The organism is Streptomyces sp. NPDC002958, assembly GCF_055563255.1.
Genome location: NZ_JBVHDS010000032.1, coordinates 1 through 17,582 on the forward strand (window position 1 = coordinate 1; position 17,582 = coordinate 17,582).

19 protein-coding genes and 3 pseudogenes are annotated in these 17,582 nt (G+C 67.8%); 16 read left to right on the forward strand and 6 right to left on the reverse strand.

From position 1 onward, the window contains the following. The first annotated feature begins 401 nt into the window (after positions 1–401). The 8 genes from ACZ3IC_RS30915 (at position 402) to ACZ3IC_RS30950 (ending at position 6,628) form a co-directional block, all read left to right on the forward strand. Entirely contained in the window at positions 402–1,811 is a 1,410-nt protein-coding gene (locus tag ACZ3IC_RS30915; RefSeq protein WP_467421600.1) for a hypothetical protein, read from the forward strand. Between the two features lie 254 nt (positions 1,812–2,065). Continuing rightward, the gene (locus tag ACZ3IC_RS30920) at positions 2,066–2,446 is read left to right on the forward strand and encodes a hypothetical protein (protein ID WP_467421602.1); all 381 of its coding nucleotides are present in this window, start codon (positions 2,066–2,068) and stop codon (positions 2,444–2,446) included. Positions 2,447–2,692: 246 nt separating this feature from the next. Beyond that, complete coding sequence (locus ACZ3IC_RS30925) at positions 2,693–3,577, forward strand: phosphotransferase family protein (protein WP_467421605.1); 885 nt, start codon at positions 2,693–2,695, stop codon at positions 3,575–3,577. Positions 3,578–3,842: 265 nt separating this feature from the next. Continuing rightward, on the forward strand, positions 3,843–4,190 hold the full coding sequence (locus ACZ3IC_RS30930) for a tyrosine-type recombinase/integrase (protein ID WP_467421711.1): 348 nt from the start codon (positions 3,843–3,845) through the stop codon (positions 4,188–4,190). Beyond that, positions 4,190–4,516 (forward strand): helix-turn-helix domain-containing protein, encoded by a 327-nt coding sequence (locus ACZ3IC_RS30935; protein ID WP_453507495.1) that lies wholly within the window; start codon positions 4,190–4,192, stop codon positions 4,514–4,516. Before ACZ3IC_RS30930 ends, ACZ3IC_RS30935 begins: the two co-directional genes overlap by 1 nt. A 3-nt stretch (positions 4,517–4,519) precedes the next feature. Beyond that, entirely contained in the window at positions 4,520–6,040 is a 1,521-nt protein-coding gene (locus tag ACZ3IC_RS30940) for a hypothetical protein (protein ID WP_467421609.1), read from the forward strand. A 19-nt stretch (positions 6,041–6,059) separates the two neighbouring features. After that, positions 6,060–6,443, forward strand: a complete 384-nt coding sequence (locus ACZ3IC_RS30945) for an SUKH-4 family immunity protein (RefSeq protein WP_467421611.1) — start codon at positions 6,060–6,062, stop codon at positions 6,441–6,443. A 47-nt stretch (positions 6,444–6,490) separates the two neighbouring features. Then, positions 6,491–6,628: a hypothetical protein gene (locus ACZ3IC_RS30950; protein WP_467421613.1), complete on the forward strand. Its 138-nt coding sequence runs from the start codon at positions 6,491–6,493 to the stop codon at positions 6,626–6,628. A gap of 333 nt (positions 6,629–6,961) precedes the next feature. Here the strand turns inward: ACZ3IC_RS30950 and ACZ3IC_RS30955 are convergent, their stop codons facing one another. Then, positions 6,962–7,339: a DUF6420 family protein gene (locus ACZ3IC_RS30955; RefSeq protein ID WP_467421714.1), complete on the reverse strand. Its 378-nt coding sequence runs from the start codon at positions 7,337–7,339 to the stop codon at positions 6,962–6,964. Positions 7,340–7,469: 130 nt separating this feature from the next. Here ACZ3IC_RS30955 and ACZ3IC_RS30960 point away from each other — a divergent pair, with 130 nt between their 5' ends. Both ACZ3IC_RS30960 and ACZ3IC_RS30965 read left to right on the forward strand, forming a co-directional pair. Continuing rightward, the gene (locus tag ACZ3IC_RS30960; RefSeq protein ID WP_467421616.1) at positions 7,470–7,883 is read left to right on the forward strand and encodes a hypothetical protein; all 414 of its coding nucleotides are present in this window, start codon (positions 7,470–7,472) and stop codon (positions 7,881–7,883) included. 91 nt (positions 7,884–7,974) lie between these two features. Beyond that, positions 7,975–8,460 (forward strand): hypothetical protein, encoded by a 486-nt coding sequence (locus ACZ3IC_RS30965; RefSeq protein ID WP_467421618.1) that lies wholly within the window; start codon positions 7,975–7,977, stop codon positions 8,458–8,460. 47 nt (positions 8,461–8,507) lie between these two features. Here ACZ3IC_RS30965 and ACZ3IC_RS30970 read toward each other — a convergent pair. Next, positions 8,508–9,438, reverse strand: a pseudogene (locus ACZ3IC_RS30970) (ADP-ribosylglycohydrolase family protein). A 957-nt stretch (positions 9,439–10,395) separates the two neighbouring features. Here ACZ3IC_RS30970 and ureA point away from each other — a divergent pair. From ureA to ACZ3IC_RS31000, 6 genes are all read left to right on the forward strand, one after another. Next, complete coding sequence (gene ureA / locus ACZ3IC_RS30975) at positions 10,396–10,782, forward strand: urease subunit gamma (RefSeq protein WP_467421620.1); 387 nt, start codon at positions 10,396–10,398, stop codon at positions 10,780–10,782. A gap of 182 nt (positions 10,783–10,964) precedes the next feature. After that, positions 10,965–11,393 carry an urease subunit beta gene (locus ACZ3IC_RS30980; protein ID WP_467421622.1) on the forward strand — a complete coding sequence of 143 codons (429 nt, stop codon included), beginning with the start codon at positions 10,965–10,967 and terminating at the stop codon, positions 11,391–11,393. 33 nt (positions 11,394–11,426) lie between these two features. Further along, positions 11,427–13,301 carry an urease subunit alpha gene (gene ureC / locus ACZ3IC_RS30985; protein ID WP_467421624.1) on the forward strand — a complete coding sequence of 625 codons (1,875 nt, stop codon included), beginning with the start codon at positions 11,427–11,429 and terminating at the stop codon, positions 13,299–13,301. Between the two features lie 8 nt (positions 13,302–13,309). Then, positions 13,310–13,963 (forward strand): urease accessory protein UreF, encoded by a 654-nt coding sequence (locus tag ACZ3IC_RS30990; protein ID WP_467421626.1) that lies wholly within the window; start codon positions 13,310–13,312, stop codon positions 13,961–13,963. Positions 13,964–13,988: 25 nt separating this feature from the next. After that, on the forward strand, positions 13,989–14,732 hold the full coding sequence (gene ureG / locus ACZ3IC_RS30995; protein WP_467421716.1) for an urease accessory protein UreG: 744 nt from the start codon (positions 13,989–13,991) through the stop codon (positions 14,730–14,732). After that, positions 14,729–15,586, forward strand: a complete 858-nt coding sequence (locus tag ACZ3IC_RS31000) for an urease accessory protein UreD (protein WP_467421629.1) — start codon at positions 14,729–14,731, stop codon at positions 15,584–15,586. Before ureG ends, ACZ3IC_RS31000 begins: the two co-directional genes overlap by 4 nt. A 100-nt stretch (positions 15,587–15,686) precedes the next feature. Here ACZ3IC_RS31000 and ACZ3IC_RS31005 read toward each other — a convergent pair whose 3' ends face one another. From ACZ3IC_RS31005 to ACZ3IC_RS31020, 4 genes and pseudogenes are all read right to left on the reverse strand, one after another. After that, positions 15,687–16,130 (reverse strand): tectonin domain-containing protein, encoded by a 444-nt coding sequence (locus ACZ3IC_RS31005; protein ID WP_467421631.1) that lies wholly within the window; start codon positions 16,128–16,130, stop codon positions 15,687–15,689. Next, the gene (locus tag ACZ3IC_RS31010; protein ID WP_467421634.1) at positions 16,117–16,467 is read right to left on the reverse strand and encodes a hypothetical protein; all 351 of its coding nucleotides are present in this window, start codon (positions 16,465–16,467) and stop codon (positions 16,117–16,119) included. The genes ACZ3IC_RS31005 and ACZ3IC_RS31010 overlap by 14 nt, the downstream gene beginning before the upstream one ends. A 151-nt stretch (positions 16,468–16,618) precedes the next feature. Continuing rightward, positions 16,619–16,819 (reverse strand): annotated as a pseudogene (locus tag ACZ3IC_RS31015) (ABC transporter ATP-binding protein); the annotation flags it as partial. Positions 16,820–16,884: 65 nt separating this feature from the next. Continuing rightward, a pseudogene (locus ACZ3IC_RS31020) lies at positions 16,885–17,524 on the reverse strand (IS6 family transposase). Between the last annotated feature and the right edge of the window lie 58 nt (positions 17,525–17,582).

Here is a 17,582-nt window from a genome sequence, read left to right on the forward strand (position 1 = left end):
CACGGTCCTGGCCGACGGCGTGCTCCGGCGTTTGTGGTGGGCGTAGTAGGTGGAAGGGGCGATCTTGCAGTCGTGCTCGGTGAGCGTCCTGCAGAGCGGCTCGACGCCGCCGAAGCGGCCCTTGCGCTCGTCGATGAACGCTACGAGCGTGTGTGTGGCCGGTCGAGCTCGGCCGCGATGAAAGACGCCGCCGCCGGGACCAGGTCACCGGCGCCGTCGGCCAGCCCGCCGCAGCCTGAGCACCGGCCCGAAACCCGACCCCCGCCACGCCCCGACGCGCCGTCAGGCACTCACACACCCAACAACGTGACAGCGCCCAGGGCAACCTTCCGGGAAGTTCGTGAGTCATGAGTACGCGTCACCGATCCGGTGTGCATGATGTCCGAATTACGGAAGGTCTCATGACTTCTCTCGCCGTCGTGCGGCGTACCATCTCCGCTTTTGTGCTGGCCGCAATGGTCGGCACGGCGCTGGCCAGTCCTGCCCATGCCCAGGAGGAACCGCTGCCGGTCTCGATCACTGGCCCCGACAGCGTGAACCTCTCGCTGCACCCGGAGGCCGGTGAGCCGGGTGAGCCGCAGATCGAGCTGGGACTCCGGGCGCCCGGCGAGCCGGTACCGGACGAGGACGGCGTCATCTGGCCGATCCACACCGGCGAGTACACGGTCACCGTGGACGCGAGCTCCCTGGCCGGCGTTGCTGCGGTGGACTTCTCCCAGCTCGGCGGGTGGCAGGGGTGCTCCGTCGACGGGCTCGTCGCCACCTGCAGCAACTACGAGATCTACGCGGGCCAGGACTACAACGACCTCGGCGGCATCCGCCTCGATGTGACCGACGAGAGCGCCGCGGGCGACTTCGGCACCATCCAGATCACGGCCGCGGGCGAGGGCCTGGCCTTCACCGGACACACGGTGGACGTGCTGGTGGGCGGCCCGGAGCTGCTGATGAAGCAGCTGACCGAGCCCGAGGGCTTCCAGGCCGGTGACACCTTCCAGGCGCCGCTGGGCTTCCGCAACGTCGGCGGGCTGGGCGGCGACGGCGTCGTGCTGCGGATCTCCGGCAGCCGGGGCCTGTCCTTCCCCAGCACCTTCAGCAACTGCTGGTATGACCCGCGTGACCCCGACGAGGTGCTCGGACGCTCCACGGCGCTCTGCATCTTCGACAGCGAGTTCACCGGTGAGGCGGCATACGGGCTGAGCGCGCCCTTCCCGATCGAGACGGCCGGTTTCGCGCTCTACGACACGATGTCCTACAGCTTCAGCGCGGTGCCCGCCGAGCAGGCGCGGGAGCTGCTGACCGAAGGCGACTACCAGGCGGGTGACGGGCCGGCGCTGGAGCTGGCCCGCGTGCCGGACGCGGACCCGGCCGATTACACCCGCTACGCGGAGATGGACTTCCCGACCGCGAACACCTTCGACCTCGATCTGACCGGTGAGCGGCTGCGGGCCAGCAAGGGCAGCACGGTGCCGGTGGACATCGGCTTCGCCAACCACGGCCCCGCCTGGCTGGCCGTGCTCCGCTCCGGCGGCGAACCGATCCCCTTCTGGGTCGACCTCCCCCCGGGTACCACGGTCACCGCGGTCCCTGAGGACTGCCGCCCGGGCTGGGAGGGCGCCGAGGGCGATTACCTCTGCTTCCTCGACACGCCGATCCTGGAAGATGCCTCCCGCACCTTCACCTTCGGCCTCCGCGTCGACGAGGTGATCAAGAACGCCACCGGCCGGGCGTTCTTCGCGTACACGATGCCGAACGAGGGTAACCCGGCGAACGACTCCGGGGAGATCGTGCTGAACCCGGTGGGCAAGAACTGATCGTCAGCTGTTCTGGCACAGCGGGCCCGCCCGGAAGGGCGGGCCCGCTGTGTGCTGCAGCTGATGGGCGGGACTTGGGCGCCCTGGAGCAGGACGCCGATTCGATCACCTGCTGCACCGCGAGGACTACTACGAGCCCGAATCCGAGCGGTCCGGGGAGACCGACCTGGTCGCAACGTTGTCACCGAGGCAGGTTTCCTGTCACCAAGGTCGACGGCGGAGGCGGGGTACCGGGCAGGCGGTAGCGTTCTGACATGACGTCAGCGCTGCCCCGGTTTCCGCCGTATCCGATCCGGGGCGTGCGCGTGCTGCATCAGAGGCAGAACTGCGCGCCACATTTCGCGCAGATAGAGGTGGATTTCGAGCCCGCAGTCGGAGGCTTCGCCTTCGAGGTAGCCCGAGAGCTGACGGTGGAGTACGAACCCGCCGAGGACTTGCCACGCTTCTTCGCGGCTGTCGCCGTGGGGATCGAGGAGCAGCTGAGCTCGCCCGAGCACGGAGTCGTGATTGCCGCTCGGGTGGTGCTGCGGCGTGCCCGCGCCGATACGTTCGGCTCTCACGAACTAGCGTTCAAAATCGCGGGCTATCTCGCCGCCCGTAAGGCTTTGGAGGGTACGAGGTGCCCGCGACTCTGAGCGGTGCCCCTCGCGACGACGGGTAGCTCAATCCGCACTGCTGGTTGAAAGAGGCGGGGCACTGACCTGGACGGACGTTTCCGCTGTGTCGCTGTACGCGATGGATGTGACGAACGGCCGTCGAGCGGGGCATCTGAGCGGCATGGATTTCCAGCTTCGGTTGAGCGCGCCTCGGAGGCGTTCCAGCAGTCACTGACCGCCCAGGAGATTGCGGAGATCTGCTGCCGGGCCTTCGGCCCTGCGGCCGTGCCTGCCTCTGCGGTCGAGCTGGGCACGGGCATGTACAACAACGTCTACCGCGTGACCCTGGCCGGGTGGGCGGAGCCGGTGGTCCTGCGGGTCGCGCCGGAGGAGGGCCGCCAGTTCCGCAGCGAGCGCCACCTGATGCGGAACGAGTACGCGAGCCAGCCCTGGCTGACGGTGATCGCGCCGCTGATGCCGCAGGTGCTCGCTGCGGACTGGTCGCACGAGGTGATCGGCCGGGACTGGATGATCCAGACCTGCCTGGACGGCGTCCCGGCGCCGGAGCAGTTGGGGGCGTATCCGCGTACGGAGCGGTCGGCGTTCTTCCGGCAGATGGGTGCCATCGCCCGTTCCGTGCACGACGTGCGCGGTCCGCACTTCGGGCCCGTCGGCGGGCCGGAGCACGGGACGTGGAGCGAGGCGGTGCTCACGTCGCTGGAGGAGATCGCCGCCGACCTGGACAGTGCCGGTCTGGACGCGGGCGACGTACGGAAGGTCGCCGCGGCGGCTTTGCACGGCCGGGCAGCGCTCGACGAAGTCACCGAACCAAGGCTGCTGACCGGTGATCTGTGGACCGTCAACGTCCTGCTGGACCCGAAGGCCCCCGAGCCGGTGATCACCGGGGTGCTGGACTTCGACCGCACGTGGTTCGGTGACCCGGCGGCCGACTGGACCATCCGCATGGCGACGGCCAAGGAGGACGAGCGGACCGCGTTCTGGGAGCCCTACGGTGCTTTGGACCGCTCGCCCGCCGCTGTGTGGCGCGCGAGGATCTACGAGGCCCGGCACCTGGGCGCGATTCGGCTTGAACGGCACCGACTGGGCAAGGCGGACGCGGTCCGCGAGAGCTACAACACGCTGGCCGAAGTGCTTGCCGCTCTGGCCTGACCGGCCGGTGTGCGGATCAGAGCCGCCGTCCGACGGAGGTTTCGTCTGTCCCGAGACGGCGCCGGGCCCCAGTGCCATCAGGCGTATACGGCGCCCGGCTCCAATGCGCTGACCAGGCTGTACGTGAAGAACACGGCGCGGGTGATGTTCCAGGGCGGCTACAGCACGATGGCGGCTTCCGTCGGCAACGCCGTCCACACCCTTCTCACCCACCCAGGAACCCTCGGCGGGATGCGGGACCGGGCGCTGCTGGCCACGGGAGTGGATCAGCGAGGTGCGTCCCGGGATGCGGCACTCGACCAGCCGGGCCTTGTGGCCATCCGAGCGAGGCCCGCAGATCGGGCTTCAACGCCTGGACTCCCGCTTCGCCGCCTACCGCGACGCAGCCGGCCTGGACCCCGCGCTGGAGTTCCACTCGCTACGCAGGTCCTACATCACCCACCTGATCGAGGACGGCCACGACCCGCTGTTCGTCCAGCAGCAGGTCGGCCACGACCACGCCTCCACCACCGCGATCTACACCTGCGTCTCCTCCGACTTCCGCACCCGCTCTCTGCGTCGCGTCCTGGACGCCACCATCGAGGCCGCTCTGCGGCCGGGAAGGACCTCCTGATGCCACGCCAGATCAGCTACCGGTGGCGCCTGCGCGAGCTGATGGCCGCCCGCGGCATGTTCACCGTCGCCGAACTGATGCCGCACCTGAGCGAACGCGGCATCACACTGTCCTCCTCCCAGGTCCACCGTCTGGTCTCCGGCATCCCGGAACGACTGTCCCTGCCGGTGCTGGCCACGCTCTGCGACATCCTCGACTGCACGCCCACCGACCTGATCGCCACCTCGGCCCAGAACCTCCCGGCCCGCCGCGCCGCCGGCGAAGAGGCACCGATCAACCTGGCCGCCCGCCGACCCACACGGGTCCGGCTGACGCCCGAGGGATGAGCGGTGACGCCCGAGGAGTACGAGCGGTGGATGATCCGCGACTGCGCACGCTGCGGCCGTCGCGCCTCGAAGTCTGCCGAGTGGTCGGACGGTCCGATCTGCCGGACCTGCTACGACCGCGCGATGCGAGTCCGTGGCCGCTGCCCCTGCTGCGACACCGACCGGCTGCTGCCCGGACGGGACACCGACGGCACACCGATCTGCCGTGACTGCGCGGGCATCGTCCGCGACTTCTTCTGCGATCACTGCGGCTTCGAGGGGCTGCTGCTTGGCGGACGCCTCTGCGAACACTGCACCCTCGCCGATACGCTCGCCTGCCTCCTCGACGACGGCACTGGCCGTGTCGCCCCGGAGTTGCTGCCGTTGGTCAAGATCTTGCTGGAGATGGACCGGCCCAAGAGCCGGCCCATCTGGCTGCGCAACCCCAACGTCGTCCGACTTCTCCAAGGCCTGGCCACGGGCAGTATCCCGCTCGCCCATGACGGGCTGCATCAGGAAACCCCCTGGCGAACCGTCACTCACCTGCGTGACCTGCTGATGGACAGCGGCGTCCTCCCGCGGGTCGACCGGCAGCTCCTGCTCTACCAGCGCTGGCTGACCGAACGGCTCGCCACCGTCGAGGAACCCGAACACCGTCAGCTTCTCCGACACTTCGCCACCTGGCACCAGATGCGGCGCCTGCGGACCAAGGCGGAGAAGGGACCGCTGGGACGCTCCCAGACCAACCACACCAAGCAGGAAGTCACCCAGGCCGGCGCCTTCCTCGCATGGCTCGCCGGCCGAGGACGGGCGATCGGGCAGTGCCAGCAGGCCGACATCGACGCCTGGCACACCGAGAGCGTGACAACCCGCCGTCCAGCCCAGTCGTTTCTGCGGTGGTGCATGAAGAGCGGCCGGATGCCCCGCCTCACACTGCCACCGGCGGTCATCACCCAGGACTCGGAACCGCTGCACCAGCACCGTCGGCTCGCGATCCTCCGCCGGGTCCTCAACGACGACTCCTTGCCCCTGCGGGCCCGGGTCGCCGCCCTCGTTCTCCTCTACGCGCAGCCCGTCAGCCGCATCGTCCGCCTCACCGTCGACGACGTCACTGACGACGAGACCACCATCACCGTCCGGCTGGGAGACCCGCCGTCCCCGCTGCCGGAGCCCGTCGCCGACCTGATGCGGGCCTACATCCAGTCCCGGCAACACCTGCCCTACGCCAGCAGCAGGAGCTCACAGTGGCTCTTCCCCGGCCGCCAGCCGGGACAGCCCATGAACCCGGTCAGCCTCCAAGTCCATCTGCGTGAGATCGGCGTCCCTCCCCAGCGCGGCAGGACCTCCTCGATCCGTCAGCTCGTCCTCCAAGCCCCGGCTACCGTCATCGCGAAGGCACTCGGCTATCACGACAAGACCGCCACCCGCCTGGTCACCGAAGCCGGCGGAACCTGGAGCCGATACGCTCCGGGTGCCACTGAGGGCGGCCCTTCTGCAGCACCAACCCAGCTGTCACCTGGCCCGATAGGGTCCGTCATAGAGTGACTGAGGAGGAGGACTCTCGATGGTGACCTTGGACCAACTTGTCTCATGGGCCGGGACGGAGAATGTCACCAAAGCGGATCCCAAGGTTGTCTCCGGCTGGCGGATATCCGAAGACATGAAGATGCTCCTGGTCGAGGTCGGTGTTCCTGCCGTCGCGCGATTGAACGAGCGCGTCGTGTTTCAGAGCGAGACAGAACCGGTCCTCGACACCGCCTCGGGCAGCAGGCTCTACCGCCTGACCTTCGACTACGGCGGCGAAATACCGACCGAACAGCCGTCATCGTTCGGCGTGGCTCCAGAGACCGGGGCCGTCTACTACGTCATGCCTCCCGGGGATGCATGGTTCGCCAACTCCTCCATCGAGCTGTGGCTGCGAACACTGCACCACTACGCCGACACGTAGCCGAGTCAGATCTCCTCAGCGAGCCAGACGGGACCGAGGAGGAGTACTTGTCCGAACAGGACGAGGAGAGAGCTCTTGCCGAGCTTGCCCACCTAGCCGAGGAGCTGAAGAAGATCGACCCAGCTGCCTTCGACGGCTACATCGGATTCATCTGGCCTGAACTCCTCGACCGCTGGCTCTACTAGGCAGATCACCAAACAGGTGAGCATGCCCTCATCACTCACGGTGATACCGAGCAGCGGTAGCCAAGCAATACGCGACACCTCAACATGTGGGCTTACCAGTCCCAAGCCCGGTGAGGTACGCGAAATGCCGTGGCAGGGCGTCCCCAGCTTCGACGACGCCCTGCAGAAGGCCGAGTATTTGCTGCTGGAAGTCGAGAGCGCGGTCGGCGTGTTGGGCCAGGAGCCATGCTTCGTCGGCCCCCTGCTCGCCGACCAGTGTGATGCCTGGCCAGTCGTTCCTTCGTGTGGGTGGCCCTCCCGAGCCCCGGCGGCCACGGTCGCGCCCTGGCCCGGTCAGATCGGTTGGTTAGCGGGCCTATTCGGCGACGCTGTCCTGCCCTTCCTGGCCCTGCGGGTCCGTTCGCCGTACGGGGCCGACCAACGCTCGGCGTCCTGCAGGAGTCGGTCGTTGGGGCGCTCGTCGCCGAGTTCGATGGCGAGCGCGGCCCGCACGAATGCGGTGAGGTCGATACTGCCGGTCCGCAGCTGGAAGGAGCGCAGCACTGCCTCCCCGTCGGCGGCGTGATGGCGGCACCCAGCGTGCAGGCAGTGCCCCTCGGCGGCCAGGCCGAGCCGCTTGAAGAGAGCGTTCTTCTCCTCGGTGAGCTGGGCCGGGCAGCCGAGGTGGTCCAGCGTAATCTGGAAGTGAGTGCTGGCCTTCCTGATGGTCAGTCGCCTTCCTCCGGGTGTGACCTAACGGTCGCCGACCGTCACGGCGCCATACGGGTGCAGCAGGAGCAGGCTGCGGCAAGCCCTGGAACACGCTGGCATTCCCGTGCGGCCGGGCACCGACCAGGCTGTTGTGCACGCCTTCGAGCGGATCGTGACCGGCAGCCCCGAACACACCAGCGGCGCTCTGCCTCTCTCCACGCTGTGCACGGAAGCCGGTATCTCGCGCGCCACCTACTACCGCTCACCCCTGGCGAAGATCATCACCGGACTGCTCCGGACACCGGACGCGCCCCGCCCGCAGACGGACATTTTGACGGCGGACATCGCCCGCCTCAAAAAGGCCGACCGAACGCTGCGTTCGCAACACGCGGCCGAGCAACGGGAGGCGCGCGCGACCATCGCCGCCTACGCCAACCACATTCAGGCTCTGAGCCTGCGAAACGCCGAACTCGAATCGGAGAATGCCACCCTGCGTGAAGCTCTCCACCACGGCGGCTCCGTGGCCTCCCTTCCCGTGACGCCTCGAATGCTGCCGCCAGAATGACTGCCGTGCCTCTACTCATGCGGGGGCTTCTATGCCCTTGATCAGGGAAAACAGGGCCGCCTTGAGGCCGGGCGCCGGGCAGTATGACGGTGTGGCTGATCTGCTGTGGGATGACGTGAAGTGTTCCTTCGATCCGGACCTGATGGGATCGCTACCGGACGTGAGTGTCCCTGATGCCTCGGGGCACAACTGGCAGGACGTACTGGATCTCGTCGTGGAGAGGGGCTGGAAGTGCCAGTACTCCGAAGGAGAGAGGGTGCTTCCCCTGCCCCGGGCGGAGGCTGTGCTGTCTCGACCAGCGGATACTGAGTGCCCGAGCCTGCGTGTCTGGCTGGGAGCTGATGTGCTGGCGATCTTCCGCTTCTACTCAGACGAGGAGATCGATTTCGACGTTGATCTGTGCGAGTTGCAGGGGCAGGAGCAACTTGATGTGTTCTGCGGCTTCTTGCGAGAAATCGGGCGGCGGTTGGGTAAGCCGGTGCTGATGCATCAGGAGGGTGCACATGGTCATCCGGTGCTCGGGTTCGATGTCGAAGCTAATCGAGTCGTCCTCCTTGCGGAGCCACTGGTCAGGTGACTGCGGCTGAGGGCCGGAGTTCGTGGAGAGTGCGGAGCAGCGCCCGTTCAGCATCCGAGGCGGTGCGCAAGGCGGAGCAGATCTGCCAGGTGCAGCACCCGTCCCTCGAATCCTGGGAGGGGAACGTGGAGCGGCTGGGTCCAGTGGGCGGGGATTGCATCCAGCCCGTAGTACGCCCCCGCGAGGCCTCCGGTCACCGCGGCGACGGTGTCCGTGTCACCGCCGAGGTCGATCGCCGCGCGTATCGCGTCTTCGAAGCTGGCGGTGGTGCGCAAGGCCCAGACGGCGGAGCCCAGACAGGGCCAGACGGCACCGTTGAACTCGGTCGCCTGATCGGGGTGCCAGCCAGGCGCGAGGACGGTGGCGTAGCGGCCGCGGTGGTCGGGGTGGGACAAGGGCCAGGATGTCCGGGAGCGCGGCGAGGGGGTCGGTGTCCTCGAACGTGAGGCGGATGAGTTCGTGGAAGATCGCGGTGCCCTCCCAGGCCGCGCGGTCGCCGTGGGTGAGGGCGGCGATGCGGTGGGCCGCGTCCATGGTCGCTTCCTGGCCGGCGGGTGCGAAGTGAACCGCGGAGGTAGATGCCCGCATCAAAGAGCCGTTACCCGCTGCTCGTTGGTTGACCTGGAAATGAATCGCGGCGGCGAGGTCCCAGGGCATGCCGTTGGTCAGGACGTCTTCGGTCTGCAAGCCGATTTCCTTGGGGTCTGATGCCGCCCACCGCTGGAAGCGGGCGAAGATGTCCGGCAGATCCAGTCCGCTCCGCTCCAGCAGGGACTCCGCGACCAGGACGGCCATCTGCGTGTCGTCAGTGGCCTCGCCGGGGTCCCAGCCACCGCCTCCGCGCATCTCACCACCGGCTCCAGGCGCGGGAAACCGCACGGAGAACGCTCCCGGGGGGCCAAACTCGAAGGGGGCGCCCAGGGCGTCGCCCACCGCTGAGCCGACGACCGCGCCGGCCGCTCGCTGAATCCGCTTCATTCGCGAAGGTTATCCGCGCCGCGCCGACGGCCGCCCGGCCCTATTTCCTTCCTCGGCTCCCCGAACCATCGGCGTCGAATGCGTCTCGTCTACGGAGGTGCACCGCCTGAGACACCTTGGGTCTGAGACACCTGCACAGGTCACATAACGCCATCCAGGACCGTGCCAGGGCGGAGTTCCATGCCAGCGACAGCCAGGTCCATCCAGTGCTGGGTGACAACCCTCCCGGACCGGGCGTACAGGATCACCGTCTCGTCAGTGCGGCGCAGCACAGTCCTGTGACCGTCCTTCTCCAGACTTTGTTGTGTCTCATGAGACACATGTGCGGCGCCGCCGCTTTCGTTGACAAGGCCACTTCAATTCAGGGCCGCAGCCATCCATCAGCGTGATGGCGCGTGACGCGGGCAGGCCTGGCAGGAGCCTGTCCGGCCATGAGGTTTTGATTGCCTTTGTCTGTTTCTTGTGAAGCATAGGATCTCTTACGACGATCGGCTGCGCGACTCAGTATTCGTCGGCACGATTCCCGTTGCGGCGGGCGGTAATTTCGGCTAAGTGTTCGCATTGGCATCCGTTCGGGGGTGACTGTGTGGATATGCGGCAGCATGTTGGCCCTTGGCGTGATGATCGACTGCGGCGCGGGGTGGTTCCGCTGATGAACCGGTGGAGCCGCATCGCACTGCCGGCTCATGTTCGTCCCTGAATCCGGAAAATCCGCAGGCGTAGTCCACGCGCACAGGTGTGCCTGCTCCTTCACATGGCAGCTGTCTGGCACGGTGCTGCTCGGGATCGCAAGGTGCTTACCGCAGAGGCGTCGCGTGTCTGCAGGGGGATTGGCTGACAGGACGTACCTGCCGAGTTCGGTGGATGTGTCCGGGCGGTCGGGCGTGGGACGGGGACGCACGGTGCCGTTGTCCCTACTTGGGGCTGGGGCACCCTTACCACCGAAGAGGAGCGCGGATGCACCTGATTCCCTCAGAGCAGGAGAAGTTGCTGCTGAGCGTGGCCGGGATGCTGGCCAGTTATCGCAAGGAGCGTGGCATCAAGCTGAACTACCCCGAGGCGGTGGCGTACATCAGTTGCTGGGTCATTGAGGAGGCGCGGGCGGGCAACTACACCGTCGACCAGATGATGAGCAATGCCGACGTTCCTCTGGATGAGCGGAAGGGTGACACCCAGGGCCGGGGCGAGAGCGTCCTGACGACTGATGACGTCATGGAGGGCGTGCCCGAGATGCTCGACATCCTCCAGGTCGAGGCGACCTTCCCCGACGGGCGCAAGCTTGTCACCCTCTACGACCCGATCCGCGCGCCGAAGGCCACCCCGCTGCCCGCTCCTATTCGCTGAGGTCGAATTCCATGCCCTACTTCCAGCCGCTGGACGCGAAGCCTTTGGTGACCACTCCGGTCACGTGTCCGGGCACTTGCCCCTGTCTTGCGGACGATCCCTGTCAGAATCCGGAACCTGTACCGCCCTCTGCCCTGGACCCGAGCCGGTCCCACGACTTCTCCCAGTACAAGGTGGGAGGAGTGTGGGTCAGGGACCAGGCCGCAGTGCATGTGCTCAACTCGCAGAGCGACAAAGCCATTGTCTACGTGGTCAACGTCGGTGACCGCGACATCCAAATCGGTTCGCACTTCCATCTGGCCGACGTCAACGAGGACCTGCTGTTCTTCACCGATCTGGAGACCGCGACCGAGGCGGAGACCGTTCTGACCGATCCTCAACGCGTGCGGCCCGAGCAGATCGCCGCGGCCCGGGCGTTGGCGTACGACCGGTCGAAGAAGCCGGGGCAGGCCCCTTGGGGGTACCGCCTGGACATCGCTCCGGGGGACTCGATGCGGTTCAGCCCCGAGAACGCGCCCAGCGAGGCGATCGAGGTCGTGCCGATCGGTGGGCGGCGCCGTGTTCCGGGCCTGCGGAAGGACAAGCGGGCCGACGACGTCGCTCTTGGCTGACCGGGCCCTCGTACATCCAGCTGGAGGAATGCAATGGCGAACATCACCCGCGCGCAGTACGCGAAGTCCTACGGCCCGACCGTGGGCGATCAGGTCCGCCTGGGCGACACCAGTCTCTGGATCGAGGTCACCGAGGACCTGACGTTCGGTGGTGACGAGGCGATCTTCGGCGGTGGGAAGACCATCCGCGAGTCGATGCTGCAGGGGACGACCACAAGCGCGGAGGATGCCCCCGACACCGTGATCACCAATGTGATCATTCTCGATGTCGGACCCGCTCTGGAGCGGGGGAACACCCATTCCATCGTGCGAGCCGACGTGGGGATCAGGAGCGGGAAGGTCGTCGCGGTCGGCAAGGCCGGGAACAGCGATGTCATGGACGGGGTCACGCCGGGGCTGGAGATCGGTCCTTCCACGGACGTGATCTCCGGCGAGGGCCGGATCCTCACCGCCGGAGCCGTCGACACGCATGTGCACTACATCTCCCCCTCTGCGGTGATGGAGGCCCTGTCCACCGGGACCACCACGCTGATCGGCGGCGGCGTCGGCCCCTCGGAGGGGTCCAAGGCGACCACGGTGACGCCCGGGCCGCAGCACCTGGTGAACCTGCACCGCAGTTTCGACGACCTGCCGGTCAACGTGATGCTGCTGGGCAAGGGCAACACCATCAGCAAGGACGGTCTGGACGAGCAGGCGCTCGCGGGGGCCGGCGGCTACAAGATCCATGAGGACTGGGGGGCCACCCCGGCAGTGCTGGACGCCGCGCTCCGGGCCGGGGAGGAGTGGGGCCTGCAGGTCACCCTGCACGCCGACTCCCTGAACGAGTCCGGCTTCGTCGAGACCACCCTCGATGCCATCGGCGGACGCGGAGTTCATGTCTTCCACGCCGAGGGCGCCGGTGGCGGGCACGCCCCGGACATCCTGAAGGTGGCCGCGGAGCAGAACGTCCTGCCCGCGTCGACGAACCCGACGCTGCCGTACACCGTGAACACGGTCGCCGAGCACATCGACATGCTGGCCTCCGCCCACCACCTTGATCTGAGCAACAAGAACGACCAGGCGTTCGCCGACTCCCGGATCCGCTCCACGACCATGTTCGCCGAGGACGTGCTGCACGACATGGGTGCCATGTCCATCACCTCTTCCGACGCGCAGGCCATGGGCCGTATCGGGGAGGTCGTGACCCGCACCTGGCAGGTCGCCCATGTCATGAAGGAGTGGAGCCACCGGACCTTCAAGGACACGAACTTTTTCTACGGGGCCGACCGGGGGCAAGGGGATAACGCCCGTGCGCTGCGGTACGTGGCCAAGTACACGATCAACCCCGCCCTCGCCCACGGCATCGATGCGTATGTCGGTTCGGTGCAGGCAGGCAAGCTGGCCGATCTCGTGCTGTGGGACCCGCGGTTCTTCGCCGTACGGCCGGAGGTGGTCATCAAGGGCGGTGCCATGGTCGTCGGCAACCTAGGTGATCCCAACGGTTCGGTGTCGACCCCGCAGCCGACCTTCCTGCGCCCTGCGATGGCCGACGCGATCGCCTGCCAGCTGTCGTATTCGTTCGTCTCCGAGAAGGTGCTCAACCCTCCCTCCGGCACCGACCCGTACAGCACGGTGAGGGGCAAGGGCGTGTTCAAGGACTCATTGCAGGACACGCTCGGTCTGCGACGTGAGTTGCGGGGCGCGAAGCCCGTCAAGGACGTCGGGAAGGCGGACATGGTCTTCAACGACGGGCGGTTCGGCATTGATATCGACCCGGCCACGTTCAAGATCGCGGTGGAGATTCTCGGGGTCGATCCGTCGGAGGGACACAGCCTCACCCGGCACAAGAGCCTCAACGGTTACTGGTATCTCGACCAGCCGAAACCGCCGAAAAGCCTGCCGCTCACCCAGCGATATCTGCTGTTCTGAGGCGCCCGGTGAGCACTTCTCCGCTCCTGCTCGCCCTGCTGGGCGATGCCCGGCTCCCGTCCGGGGGACATACGCAGTCCGCCGGTCTGGAGCCGGCGTTGCGGGCCGGCACGACGCCCGCCGAGGTGCCCGCGTACCTGCGCTCCCGTCTTCGCACCGTCACTCGTGTGGAGGCGGGTACCGCCGTCGTCGCACGAGCGGTCGCGGCGAACGGCGGTGACCTGGCCGAAGTCGAGGCCGCCTGGGCCGCCCGGACGCCCAGCCTGGCGCTGAGGGCGAACGGGAGGCGCTTGGGGCGCGGGTACCTGCGGGTCCTGCAAGCGCTCTGGCCCGGCCCCGTCGACGTCCGCGCGCGGGGTTGGTCCCGCCCGGTCGTCCTTGGTCTGCTCGCGCACCGCGCCACAATGGACCCGGCCGACGTGGCCCGTCTCGTCGGGTACGACGACGCCCAGACCGTGACTGCGGCCCTGCTCAAGCTCGAACCGCAGGACCCGCTGACCATCGCGGCGTGGGTGAACGAACTCCTCCCGGACATCGATGAGATGGCCGACCGGGTCGCCGTTCTCCACCTCCCGGAACAGATCCCCGCCCACGGCGCTCCCCTCATCGAGCGCTGGGCCGAGACCCACGACACCACCGCAGAGAGGCTCTTCCGTGCCTGAGAACGCCACCGCCCCCACCCGTGCCATGCGCCTGGGCGTCGCCGGGCCCGTCGGCACCGGGAAGAGCTCGCTCATCGCGACGTTGTGCCAGGCGCTCTCCGGGGAACTGCGCCTGGGCGTCATCACCAACGACATCTACACCGACGAGGACGCGCGCTTCCTCAAGAGCGCCGGAGTGCTGGACCCCGAACGCATCCGCCCAGTGGAGACGGGCGCGTGCCCCCACACGGCGATCCGTGACGACGTGACGGCCAACCTGCTGGCGGCCGAAGACCTGGAGGCCGACTTCGGTCCCCTGGACCTGATCGTCATCGAATCCGGCGGCGACAACCTCACCGCGACCTTCTCCCCGGCTCTGGTGGACGCCCAGTTGTTCGTCCTGGACGTCGCCGGCGGCGGTGACGTTGTCCGCAAGGGCGGACCCGGTATCGCCCGCGCCGATCTGCTCGTGATCAACAAGACCGACCTGGGCGTGCATGTGGGCGTGGACGTCGAGCGCATGACGCGCGAAGGGCGCGAAGCCCGGCAGGGTTCCCCAGTGGTCGCACTGTCCCGGCACGACGAGGCGTCCGTCCGGCTGCTCACCGGCTGGGTTCGCGACACCCTCGCCCACTACCGCACCGGCGAGCACACCCCCGTCGACCCCGGCCCCATGGCCCCGCACTTCCACCCAGTGCGGGAGGGTGAAGAACCCCACCCGCACACCCACGCCGGCGGCACCACCCACTCGCACGACCACGCCCCGGCACATGCGGGACAGCGCGCGTGACCGGACCGACCCGCCTGAGCGTCACTCCCACAGGGAGCCGCTGCCGCGTCCACCACAAGACCGGACATCTCACCGTGCGGACCATAAATCAGGACGCCCGCGGCGCCAGGGTGGGCCTGCTCGCCACCCAGGCGCTGCTGCTGTCCGGCGATGCCGTCCGCATCGACGTGGATGTCGCTCCCGGCGCGTGGCTGGACGTTGTCGAGACGACCGGCACGGTCGCGTACGAAGGTGACGCACCGTCGTCCTGGACGGTCGACGCCACTGTGGGCGACGGGGCGCTGCTCACCTGGGCGGGCAAGCCATTCGTGGTCTCGGACGGGATCGCCACCCACCGTGACACCCGGATCCGGCTACACGGCACCGGCAGGATCCTGATGCAGGAGAAGATCGTCCTGGGCCGCGCCGGCCAGACGGGCGGGGACCTGACCATGTCCCTGAACGCGACCGACGACACCGGACCGGTACAGGTGGAGCACCTCGACCTGACCAGGCGATCCCGCACCATGCCGGGCGTCCTCGGAAACCTGCGTTCCATGGACACGGTCACCGCTCTGGGCTGGTCACCCGAACCGCCCGGCGAGCCGCAAGCCGGCACCATCGGGCCCGGCGAAACCTACTTCCGTCTGGACCGGGCCGGTTCCGTACTGCGCTGGATCGGAATCGGTCGATTCCGCGACCGCTTGTGCGACCCCACCTTCGCCGCCTGGTACGAGGAAGCCATACGCGGCCACCGGTACCAGGACCGACGCGCTACACGACACCTGAGCCACGCAGAAGCAGCCGGGCGAAGGGCTGTGTCAACGCCGACCGGCTTCCCTTCGTCGTCACCAACAGCACCCGCAGGCCCGTAGGTCTGCCCTCGTCTTCGATGCGGCTGACGGCCGGGACCAGGATGCCGACGCGGGTCCCGCCTGTTCCGGCCGAGGCCCGCACGGTTGGTGGGGGCAGGGGTCAGCTCGGCTGGTCTCCTGTGTACCGGTAGATGTCGCCCGCGCTGTTGATGTGCCACACGGTGCCGTCGGCGCCAGCGGCGATGTCGGTGGCGGTGCCGGGGATCTTGATCCACGGGTTGGTGCCGCTGGCGTCGTTGTTGGTGTACCGGTAGATGCTCCCGGCAGGGTCGACGCCCCGGACGTTCGTCCGGGAGCCCACCGCGATGCGCTTCAGGCTGCCGGGGAAACCGGATCCACCGGCGAACGATTCGGCGATCCGTATCGCCGTCCGGATCACGGGCACGGCTTCGGGATCGATGCGGCGCAGGTAGTCGGCGACCGGGGTCAGGGCGGGAAGCAAGGAACTACCGGCCGCTGGGATGTCGATCCCGGCGAAACGCACCGGTGTGGAAGCGGTGCGGTTGTACCGGCGCATCCAGCGCAGCGGCTCATCGACTCCCACGGGGGATCGCTGTGGCGAGGTGGGCCGACAGGTCGTCCTCCGTCCCCTCGCCCTGGGCCCATGCGTCGAGGGGGAAGCCTTCGCTGAAGCCGTACTCGAAGGCCAGGACGGTGAAGCCGCAGCGTTCGGCCAGGAACCGCAGTATGCGCTCCCGCATGACTGCGAACTCGTCGATGAAGTGGGAGTTCTCGCCGATCGCGACGACGCGGGCTTCGCCGATGATGGTGCGTAGCGGCTCCAGGTCGTCCAGCGGCGCCTCACGGTCGAGGTGGGTGAGGGGGACGGCATGGGCTCGGAGCCAGTCGCCGAACGGGTGGTGAGGGGACGGAGCAGGCATGCAGGCGGCTCGATTCTCGGTGCTGGGACCATGGTTCGCCGGTAGGGCGGCGGGGCACGGCGCGGTCACGTAGCGCGTCCTTTGTGCGTGGGGGCGTTCGAGTCTGCGTGGGGGTGTACGAGATCTCGGGGGTGTACGAGATCTTGGGGCGTCAGGCGTTGGCGGCGGACGTCTCGGTTGCCCGCATGGCCAGTTGGGCGCCCCGCCAGCGTCGGCGCAGCCGGCGATCGTGGCTGACGACGACGAGGGCGCCGTCGTAGTCGGCCAGGGCGGTCTCCAGCTCCTCAACGAGAGCGGGCGACAGGTGGTTGGTGGGTTCGTCGAGCAGCAGGACCTCGGACGGCGTTGTCACGTTGTTGGGTGTGGGGGTGTCTGACGGTGCGTCGAGGTGTGGTGGGGCCGGGTGCCGGCCTGGGCTCAGGCCGCGGTAGGTCGGCAGGTGACGCCGGTGATCTGCTCCCAGATGGTGAAGCGGATGGTCATTTCGGCTCGGTGTTCGGATGCGGTCATCAGGTGGCGGCAGGGCCGGAAATGGGGTGACATACCGCTGAACGCGGATAGGAATCGCTGGGCCCCGCCCGCGCTGCGGAAGCCCTTCACGGCCCGTTCGCGTTCGCGTTGCCTCGTCGGCTGGCGGCTGTTCTCGGCCCGGTTGTTCAGGGCCCTTGTGCGAGCGATGCTCCACCGGCGGAAGAAGCGCCTGGCCGCGGCCTTGTCCCGGCGGTCCTGCACGAGGATGTCCAGGAGATTGCCGTCCTGGTCGACAGCCCGCCACAGATACTTTTGCTCACCGTTGATCTTGATGAAGACCTCGTCCAGTTGCCACTTGTCCCCCTGCCGTGGCTGTCGGCGGCGCAGCGCGTTGGCGTACGCCTGGCCGAAAAAAATTCAGACACCAGCGGCGCACGGTCTCGTGGGAGACGATCACGCCGCGCTGGAGCATCAGCTCCTCCACTTCACGGAAACTGAGCGGGAACCGGAAGTACAGCCACACGCAGTGCGAGATCACCTCGACCGGGTACCGGTGCCCCTTGTACGACGCCGGTGCACCCACCACGGACGGCTCCCCCCAACACAATCAAGCCGAAGATCATCCCACGGGCCAACCAACGTGA